Below are 8,775 nucleotides of genomic sequence, written 5' to 3' on the forward strand. Positions count from 1 at the left end.
CCGCCAGGGCGGGGCTTCGGGGAAAAGCAGGAGCCGCCGAAGCGGCCCCGGCAGGCCTTACTGGCCGGCCTTGACCGCGACGAACGCGCTGTTGCCGCTGCCGGTGCGCACCAGCAGCATCACCACGTCACCCTTCTTGTAGCTGGAAAGCGCACGGTTCAGCGCGTCCACGCTGCCGACCTGGGTGCTGGCCACCTGCAGGATCACCATGCCCGGAGACAGGCCCGCATCACGCGCGCCCTGGCCCTTGACCCCGGTGATGCGCACGCCTTCGCCCGATTCCAGGCCCAGCTGCTTGCGCTGCGGTGCGGTCAGGTCACTGACGTCCAGCCCCAGCAGGGCATTGGCGCCGGCCTGCGGAGCCGCATCGCTGTCGCCGGTGGCCGGGCCACGCGAACCGGCCTGCCCGTCTTCGGTCAGTGCGGTCAGGGTGGCACTGAGGTCGCGCGGCTTGCCATCACGGATCACCCCCAGGGTGACCCGGCTGCCCGGTGCCATCGCGCCGATCAGCGGCGGCAGGTCGGACCAGCTGTTGACCGGCGCGCCGTTCACCGAACGGATCACATCACCGATCTTCACCCCGGCCCGGGCTGCAGCCGAGTCCGGCACGATCTGGTTGACCAGGGCGCCGCGGCTGTCCGGCAGGCCCATCGCCTGCGCCTTCAGCCCGTCGATTTCCTGCACCACCGCGCCGAGCTGGCCACGGGTGACCTTGCCGGTCTTCTTGATCTGCTCGACCGCGCTCATCGCCAGGTCGATGGGGATCGCGAAGCTGATGCCCATGTAGCCGCCCGAGGCGGAGAAGATCTGCGAGTTGATGCCGACCACTTCGCCACGGGTGTTCAGCAGCGGGCCACCGGAGTTGCCCTGGTTGATCGCCACGTCGGTCTGGATGAAGGGCACGTAGCGCTGGTCCGGACCACCTGTGCTGCGGCCGAGGGCGCTGACCACGCCGGCAGTGACCGAGTGGTCGAGGCCGAACGGCGAACCGATCGCGACCACCCACTGACCCGGCTTGAGGGAGTTGGAGTCGCCAACGCGCACGGTCGGCAGGTTCTTGCCGTCGATTTTCAGCAGTGCCACGTCGTACTGCTGGTCGCTGCCCACCACTTTCGCGGTGAACTCACGGCGGTCACCCAGCTTGACCTTCACCTCGCTGGCATCGGCCACCACGTGGTAGTTGGTCAGCACATAGCCATCGGGCGAGATGATGAAGCCCGAGCCCATGCCGCGGCCCTTGATGCTGGGGCCACCGTCCGGACCGCCCGGGCCCTGCCCCGGCATCGGGAAATCCGGGCCGAAGAAGCGGCGGAAGAACTCCGGCATGTCATCGTCGCCGCCCATCGGGCCCCGCGAGGCCTGGCGGTTGTTGCGGACGATGGTGGTGTCGACGTTGACCACGCCAGGCCCGACCTGTTCGACCAGATTGGTGAAGTCAGGCAGGCCCGTGACCAGCGGCTGGGCCGGGGCCCGCGGCGCGGCGGCCGGCGCGGCCTGGGTCTGGGCGGCCGGAGCCGGGGCCTGCGCGCAGGCCACCAACGGCAGGGTCAGGGCCAGCAGGCCCATGGCCTGCGTGCGGAGTCGGGGAGTCATCGGACGGCAACCTCCGGATCGGATGGAAAGAGGAATACGGGCCCCGCCGACGGCGGGGCGTGAAAGCGCCCGGCTCAGTCGCGCGGGCGCGGCGGCACCGGCAGGTCGTCCTGCAGGCGCGGCTCGAACGGGTAGAACGCGGCGCCACCGGCGTGGGCCGGGAAGCTCGCATTGAGCGCGCCACCGGCAGCGGGCGCCAGGCTGGAGCGCGGCCACGGTCGCGCCTGCAGGCCACCAACCTCACCGAACGGCATGTTGCGGCTGGCATTGGCCGGCACGGTCGGGGTCAGCGGCGCCTGTGCGGCGGCCACGGCGCGTTGCGGCATGTCCTCGCGCTGGGCGGCACGCGCAGCCTGCTGGCTGCGGGTAGCGCTGGCGCGACGGGTGTCCTGGCGTCGGCTGGCCGCGGCCATGGCCACTGCCGGTACACCGGCCACGGCCATTGCGGCGGTATCCACCGAGGCTTCGGTTACCGGAGCCGGCGTCGTCGGCGCCGGCGCGGGCGCAAGTTCGGCCTGGCTGGCGATCACCTGCGGTGCCAACGGCTCGCCCGGGGTGGCTTCCTTCAGCTTCTCGCCGCCCATGAACAGCGCCACCGCCGCCACCGAGGCGGCCAGTGCGGCGCCACCGCCCCAGGCCCGCCAACCGCTGCGGCGCACCTCGCGGCGCGGCTCGGCCTGCGGCGCCGGTTCGGCAGCGATGGCGGCGGCCACGGCCGCGCTGAAGCCGGCCGGCGCCAGCGCCGAGGCCTGCCCGCGCATCACGTCACCCAGCAGCTGCCAGCGTTCCTGGCAGCCGGCCAGCTCGGGGTCGTGCTCCATCCGGCGCAGCAGGAAGCGCGCTTCGTCGGCGCCCAGCTCGCCATCGACCAGGGCCGACAGCTGTTCGCGATGGCGCTGGTCCAGGCGCTGTCCGGCGGGCGATTGGTGGTTCTGCGATTCGTTGAACGGATTACTGGTCATACGCGGCTCTTCTCACGGGTGGCGCTGCCGATGTCCAACAGCGGCCGGAGTTCGGTGTCGATCGCCTCGCGCGCCCGGAAGATCCGTGAACGCACGGTGCCGATCGGGCACCCCATTTTCTGCGCGATATCTTCGTAACTCAGGCCTTCCACCTCGCGCAGGGTGATCGCCAACCGGAGTTCTTCCGGCAGCGCATTGACGGCCTTCATCACCGTCTGTTCCAGTTCCTGGCGCATCAACTCGCGTTCGGGCGTATCGGTGTCGCGCAGGCGCGTCCCGCTGTCGAACTGTTCGGCGTCACCGATGTCGATGTCATCGGTCGGCGGCCGGCGATTGTGTGAAGCCAGGTAGTTTTTGGCGGTATTCACGGCGATTCGATGCAACCAGGTTGAGAACTGGGCATCGCCGCGGAAACTTCCAATCGCGCGGTACGCACGGATGAAAGTGTCCTGGGCGACGTCCTGACATTCGCTCCAGTCGGCGATGTAGCGACCGACCAGGGCCACCACGCGATGCTGGTACTTGCGCACCAGGACATCGAACGCGGCGCTCTCGCCGTGCTGCACGCGCCGGACCAGTTCCAGATCCAGCTCCTGAGGTGTATCAACATCGGCCATGAGGGGCCGCACTCCTGTCAGCCCAACCGACGTCGGGCAATGAGACTGCCAATCCCGGGAAAAGTTCAGTCGCCGATCACCTGGCGCCGCACCAGCTTTTAACCACCGTTCCGTTAGCGTCCCGGTCCACGGCCATGGATCCGGGGTCGCCACTCCCCTGCTATTGGGATTTGACGCGAGGGAAACAACCTCTGGATCATAGCCGCTTCTCCATACACAACCGGATGGAACGTCCATGCTCTCAGGCTTCGATGGTCTCCGCTTCAGCCACTGGCACCCCGAGATCCGCGACGACGGCGTGGTGGTTCTCTCCCTGGATCGTCAGGACAGCAGCGTCAACGCCATGTCGCAGGACGTGCTGCTGGAACTGGGCGACCTGCTCGAGCGCATTGCACTGGACCCGCCCAAGGGCGTGGTGATCCAGTCGCTGAAGAAGGCCGGCTTCATTGCCGGTGCCGACCTGAAGGAGTTCCAGGAGTTCGACCGCCGCGGCACCGTCAACGACGCCATCCGTCGCGGCCAGGCCACCTACCAGAAGCTGGCTGAACTGCCCTGCCCGACCGTGGCAGCCATCCACGGCCACTGCCTGGGCGGCGGTACCGAGCTGGCGCTGGCCTGCCGCTACCGCGTGGCCTCCAATGACAGCAGCACCCGCATCGGCCTGCCGGAGACCCAGCTGGGCATCTTCCCGGGCTGGGGGGGCAGCGCGCGCCTGCCGCAACTGGTCGGCGCACCGGCGGCGATGGACATGATGTTGACCGGCCGCACCCTGTCGGCCTCGGCCGCGCGCAGCATCGGCCTGGTCGACAAGGTGGTGGCACCGGCAGTGGTGCTCGACACCGCCGTCGCGCTGGCCTTGTCCGGCACCACCCGCCCGTTCAAGCAGCGCGCGACGGCCTGGGCCACCAACACCTGGCTGGCCCGCACGCTGCTGGCGCCGCAGATGGTCAAGCAGGTCGCACGCAAGGCCAAGAAGGACCAGTACCCGGCGCCCTACGCGCTGATCAGCACCTGGCAGCGCAGCGGCGGCAAGCCGATCCAGGCACGCCTGGATGCCGAGCGGCGTGCCGTGGTGAAGCTGGCCAGCACGCCGACCGCGCGCAACCTGATCCGCATTTTCTTCCTGACCGAGCGCCTGAAGGGCCTCGGCGGTGGTGACTCCGGCATCCGCCACGTGCACGTGGTCGGCGCCGGCGTGATGGGCGGTGATATCGCTGCGTGGGCCGCCTACAAGGGCTTCGACGTGACCCTGCAGGACCGCGAGCAGCGCTTCATCGACCCGGCCATGGAGCGCGCGCAGGCCCTGTTCGCCAAGAAGGTACGCGACGAGAGCAAGCGTCCTGCGGTGGCCGCGCGCCTGCGTGCCGACCTGGAAGGCAACGGCGTGGCCGAGGCCGACCTGGTGATCGAGGCGATCATCGAGAACCCGGAAGCCAAGCGTGCGCTGTACCAGACGCTGGAACCGAAGATGAAGCTGGATGCGCTGCTGACCACAAACACCTCGTCGATTCCGCTAGTGGAGCTGCGCGACCACATCCAGCGCCCGGCACAGTTCGCTGGCCTGCACTACTTCAACCCGGTCGCGCAGATGCCGCTGGTGGAAATCATCCATCACGACGGCATGGCGCCTGAGACCGAACGCCGCCTGGCCGCGTTCTGCAAGGCACTGGGCAAGTTCCCGGTGCCGGTGGCCGGCAGCCCGGGCTTCCTGGTCAACCGCGTGCTGTTCCCGTACATGCTGGAAGCCGCCACTGCCTACGCCGAAGGCATCCCGGGCCCGGTGATCGACAGGGCGGCGGTGAAGTTCGGCATGCCGATGGGCCCGATCGAACTGATCGATACCGTGGGCCTGGACGTAGCCGCCGGTGTCGGCCGCGAACTGGCACCGTTCCTAGGCCTGCAGATTCCGGCCGCGCTGCAGACGGTGGAACCGGACAAGCGCGGCAAGAAGGATGGCCAGGGCATCTACACCTGGGAGAACGGCAAGCCGAAGAAGCCGGACGTGGCCAGCGATTACCAGGCCCCGGCCGATCTGGAGGACCGCCTGATCCTGCCGCTGTTGAACGAAGCGGTGGCCTGCCTGCACGAAGGCGTGGTGGCCGATGCGGACCTGCTGGATGCCGGCGTGATCTTCGGCACCGGCTTCGCACCGTTCCGCGGTGGTCCGATCCAGCACATCCGCGCGGTGGGTGCCGACGCGATCGTCGAGCGGTTGAAGGCGCTGCAGCAGCGCCATGGTGACCGTTTCGCACCGCGCCCGGGCTGGGACAACCCCGCCCTGCGTGAACCGGTGGTGTGAGTTTATCGGCCGGGCCTGCGGCCCGGCACCCGCAGAGGCAACCGCCGAAGCAAAAGCCAGAGCCAGAGCCAGAGCCGGAGCAACAGCCGGCTCTGGCTTTTCTGTTTGTTGGGCGGGGCGGTGTGGGCAGGCAGGACACGCCGTAAACCCCGCTCCGCGGTCCGGCCCAGCCGCTGGCGGCTGTGCGTTCGGGCGCTTGCGAAGCAGTGCTTCGCAAGCAAAGCGCCCTCACCCATGGGGGCTCGATGGCGCCTTGCTCGTGTGCGCTGTCCTGCGCACACGGCAAGACCGGGGTTGGGCGTCCTGCCCAACCCGCCCGAGGCATGCCTCGGGCCCATGGCGCCAACGGTCCTACCTGCCCACACCGCCTCACCCCTGACAGTTTCCCGGTGACGGTCAGTGACCTTCGGGAGCTGGTAGGTGTCGACCTTGGTCGACACGCTTGGTCCACGCCATGCGTGGATGCGAGCGAAGCGACCGGCGTTTGATTTTGACTTTGATTTTCTTTTTTCTTCTCCGTGGCTGGACGCACACGGAAACTGTCAGAGGCCGGGCGGGTGGGTGGCGCAGGGGCGTGAGCCGCATGGATGCGGCGATCGAGCTTACATGGACGTACTTGCAGCGTCCCCTGCGCCACCCACCCGCCCGGCCAAGCGCAGCTTTTGATCTTGCTTCTGCCTTCAGCGACCAACCCACAGCCACGAGGGGCTGCGCCGTTGGCTGGAACAACCTGTTACCCATACGGGGCATGTCCCCGTCACAGCTGCATGCGATGCTGATCACCTGATCCCTGCCAGCGAGAACGCCCGCATGACCACCATCATCGCCCCGCGCGTGCACGACATCGGCGGACTCGAAGTCCGTCGCGCCGTCCCCACCCTGCAGGCGCGCAGCATCGGCTCGTTCGTGTTCGTCGATCAGATGGGACCCGCACTCATGCACCCCGGCACCGCCATCGACGTGCGCCCGCATCCGCACATCGGCCTGGCCACCGTCACCTACCTGTGGTCGGGCGCCATCGGCCATCGCGACACACTCGGTTCGGACCAGGTGATCCGACCCGGAGACGTCAACTGGATGACCGCTGGCCGCGGCATCGCCCATTCCGAGCGCACGCCGCAGCTGGACCGCGATCACGACAACCCGATCCATGGCATGCAGACCTGGGTGGCGCTGCCGAAATCGCATGAGGAAATCGAACCGGCGTTCTACCACCATGCCGCCGCCACCCTGCCGGAGCAGCGCCGCAATGGCGCATGGCTGCGCGTCATTGCCGGCCGCGCCTACGGCGAAGAATCGCCGGTGAAGGTATTCGCCGATACGCTCAACGTGGCGATCGACCTCGACCCGGATGCGGAAATCGATATCGACAACGGCCACCGCGAGCGCGCGCTGTACATCCTCGAAGGCGACGCGCAGCTGGATGGCGTGGACATCCCTGCCCAGCACCTGGTGATCCCCGAGGCTGGTGCGCGTGGCCGCCTGCGCGCGAAGACGCCGGTGAAGGCGATGTTGTTCGGTGGCGAGCCGCTGGATGGCCCGCGTCACCTGTGGTGGAACTTCGTGTCCAGCTCGAAGGAACGTATCGAACAGGCCAAGCACGACTGGGAGGCCGGCCGCTTCGGCACCATTCCGGGCGACGACAAGGAATTCATCCCGCTGCCGCAGTACTGACATCGCGTGTTGCACACATCCGAAGGTGTATCCCTGCACCCGGCGTTGACACTACAGTCACCCGCTGATCATTGAAATGTGACATAAATCACACTTTCGACCGTCAAAGGAGTGCAACACATGAGCATGGGTAAACGCTTGTCCGCCGAGTTCCTCGGCACGTTCTGGCTGGTTCTGGGTGGCTGTGGCAGTGCCGTGCTGGCCGCCAAGTTCGGCGGTGACGGCAATCCGCTGGGTATCGGTTTCCTCGGCGTTGCGCTGGCCTTCGGCCTGACCGTGGTGACCGGCGCCTATGCGTTCGGCCATATCTCCGGCGCGCACTTCAATCCGGCGGTCAGTGTCGGCCTGTGGGCCGGCGGTCGTTTCCGGACCAAGGACCTGATCCCGTACATCATCGCCCAGGTCGCCGGCGGCCTGCTGGCCGGCTTCATCCTGCTGCAGATCGCATCGGGCGCCAGCGGCTTCGCCATTGATGGCAGCCAGGCCGGTGCATTCGCCAGCAACGGCTACGGCGCGCTGTCCCCCGGCGGCTACAGCGTGGCCGCGGCCTTCCTGTGCGAAGTCGTGCTGACCGCCGTGTTCCTGATCGTGATCATGGGCGCCACCCACGGCAAGGCACCGGCCGGGTTCGCCCCGCTGGCGATCGGCCTGTCGCTGACCCTGATCCACCTGATCAGCATCCCGGTCACCAACACCTCGGTGAACCCGGCCCGTTCCACGGCGGTGGCCTTCTTCGCCGGCAGCGGCGCGGTCAGCCAGCTGTGGCTGTTCTGGGTCGCCCCGCTGCTGGGCGGCGCGATCGGCGGCATCATCTACAAGTGGATCGGCAACGACCGCTGAGACCTGTGCGGACCATTGCGGCCGACCACCGGCCGCAATGGTTACGCGTGTAACCGCGATTTGTGCGATCGCTCACGTTCCGTTAAGGTTGAGTTGACCGTCCGTGCACATGCCGGCCGGGGCGGCATCCGGGGATGGGATGCCAAGGCTGCCGGTCCATCCGGCGGAGCCAACGACACACCACCTTGGGGGATGCATGAAGTTCGCGCCTGTAGTGTTGTCGAGCCTGCTGTTCGCGGTGGCCCAGGCCGCCGCTGCACAGGCTCCCACCGAATGTCCTTCATTGCCGGCCAGCAGCGGCCTGCAGTGGCAACAGCAGGCACAGGCCGATTTCCTGGTCTGCCGCGCCAGCACCGGCGATGGCCGCGAGGTAATGAGCCTGATGCTCAGTGCGCGCGATCCCAACCTTCCATTGAACCGCTCGCTGCGCCAGGAAAAGGGCAGCTTCGGCGGTGAATCGCTGTACTGGTATCAGCCCGATCTGGGAGGCCAGCAGCCGCCCGGCTATGCCGAGCGTCGCATCAGTGTGGTCAAGCTCGACAAAGGGCGTTACGCGCAGATTTCGCTGTATCCGGACAGCGCGCAGGAACTGGGCTCGCTGCAACAGCTGGCGCAGGGCATGAGCCTGACCCCGTCGGCCGTGGCCGCGGGGCGCTGAAGGTGACGGGGATGACTGCCTGGCAGCATCCCCGCAATGCGAGCCGACCTGACGGTAGTGGCGGGCGGGGGGCGGGGCCCCCCCCCCCCCCCCCGGGGGGGGGGGGGCGGGGCGCCGCCCGGCGCGCCCCCA

General features: G+C 68.1%; 7 protein-coding genes. 4 read left to right on the forward strand and 3 right to left on the reverse strand.

From position 1 onward, the window contains the following. Window positions 1-57: 57 nt before the first annotated feature. From V3B25_RS18305 to rpoE, 3 genes are all read right to left on the reverse strand, one after another. A complete protein-coding gene (locus V3B25_RS18305) occupies window positions 58-1,593 on the reverse strand; it encodes a DegQ family serine endoprotease (protein ID WP_032129850.1) in 1,536 nt (511 codons plus the stop codon). Window positions 1,594-1,667: 74 nt separating this feature from the next. After that, window positions 1,668-2,555, reverse strand: a complete 888-nt coding sequence (locus V3B25_RS18310; RefSeq protein ID WP_049421254.1) for a sigma-E factor negative regulatory protein — start codon at window positions 2,553-2,555, stop codon at window positions 1,668-1,670. Further along, the gene (rpoE, locus tag V3B25_RS18315) at window positions 2,552-3,172 is read right to left on the reverse strand and encodes an RNA polymerase sigma factor RpoE (RefSeq protein WP_010482816.1); all 621 of its coding nucleotides are present in this window, start codon (window positions 3,170-3,172) and stop codon (window positions 2,552-2,554) included. The genes V3B25_RS18310 and rpoE overlap by 4 nt, the downstream gene beginning before the upstream one ends. Window positions 3,173-3,407: 235 nt before the next feature. On the opposite strand from rpoE, the gene V3B25_RS18320 reads away from it, so the two are divergent. The 4 genes from V3B25_RS18320 (at window position 3,408) to V3B25_RS18335 (ending at window position 8,643) form a co-directional block, all read left to right on the forward strand. Beyond that, entirely contained in the window at window positions 3,408-5,471 is a 2,064-nt protein-coding gene (locus V3B25_RS18320) for a 3-hydroxyacyl-CoA dehydrogenase NAD-binding domain-containing protein (RefSeq protein WP_049421253.1), read from the forward strand. Window positions 5,472-6,281: 810 nt separating this feature from the next. Continuing rightward, window positions 6,282-7,145: a pirin family protein gene (locus V3B25_RS18325; RefSeq protein WP_329811203.1), complete on the forward strand. Its 864-nt coding sequence runs from the start codon at window positions 6,282-6,284 to the stop codon at window positions 7,143-7,145. Window positions 7,146-7,265: 120 nt separating this feature from the next. Beyond that, complete coding sequence (gene aqpZ / locus V3B25_RS18330; RefSeq protein WP_329811205.1) at window positions 7,266-7,985, forward strand: aquaporin Z; 720 nt, start codon at window positions 7,266-7,268, stop codon at window positions 7,983-7,985. A gap of 196 nt (window positions 7,986-8,181) precedes the next feature. Further along, the gene (locus V3B25_RS18335; RefSeq protein WP_049421251.1) at window positions 8,182-8,643 is read left to right on the forward strand and encodes a hypothetical protein; all 462 of its coding nucleotides are present in this window, start codon (window positions 8,182-8,184) and stop codon (window positions 8,641-8,643) included. The last annotated feature ends 132 nt before the right edge of the window (window positions 8,644-8,775 follow it).

The organism is Stenotrophomonas sp. SMYL8, from assembly GCF_036320065.1.
GTDB lineage: Bacteria > Pseudomonadota > Gammaproteobacteria > Xanthomonadales > Xanthomonadaceae > Stenotrophomonas > Stenotrophomonas maltophilia_A.

What these genes read in the sequence shown, in the direction of transcription:
- V3B25_RS18305 (WP_032129850.1), bottom strand. Translation starts at nt 1,593, where the DNA reads ATGACTCCCCGACTCCGCACGCAGGCCATGGGCCTGCTGGCCCTGACC.
- V3B25_RS18310 (WP_049421254.1), bottom strand. Translation starts at nt 2,555, where the DNA reads ATGACCAGTAATCCGTTCAACGAATCGCAGAACCACCAATCGCCCGCC.
- rpoE (WP_010482816.1), bottom strand. Translation starts at nt 3,172, where the DNA reads ATGGCCGATGTTGATACACCTCAGGAGCTGGATCTGGAACTGGTCCGG.
- V3B25_RS18320 (WP_049421253.1), top strand. Translation starts at nt 3,408, where the DNA reads ATGCTCTCAGGCTTCGATGGTCTCCGCTTCAGCCACTGGCACCCCGAG.
- V3B25_RS18325 (WP_329811203.1), top strand. Translation starts at nt 6,282, where the DNA reads ATGACCACCATCATCGCCCCGCGCGTGCACGACATCGGCGGACTCGAA.
- aqpZ (WP_329811205.1), top strand. Translation starts at nt 7,266, where the DNA reads ATGAGCATGGGTAAACGCTTGTCCGCCGAGTTCCTCGGCACGTTCTGG.
- V3B25_RS18335 (WP_049421251.1), top strand. Translation starts at nt 8,182, where the DNA reads ATGAAGTTCGCGCCTGTAGTGTTGTCGAGCCTGCTGTTCGCGGTGGCC.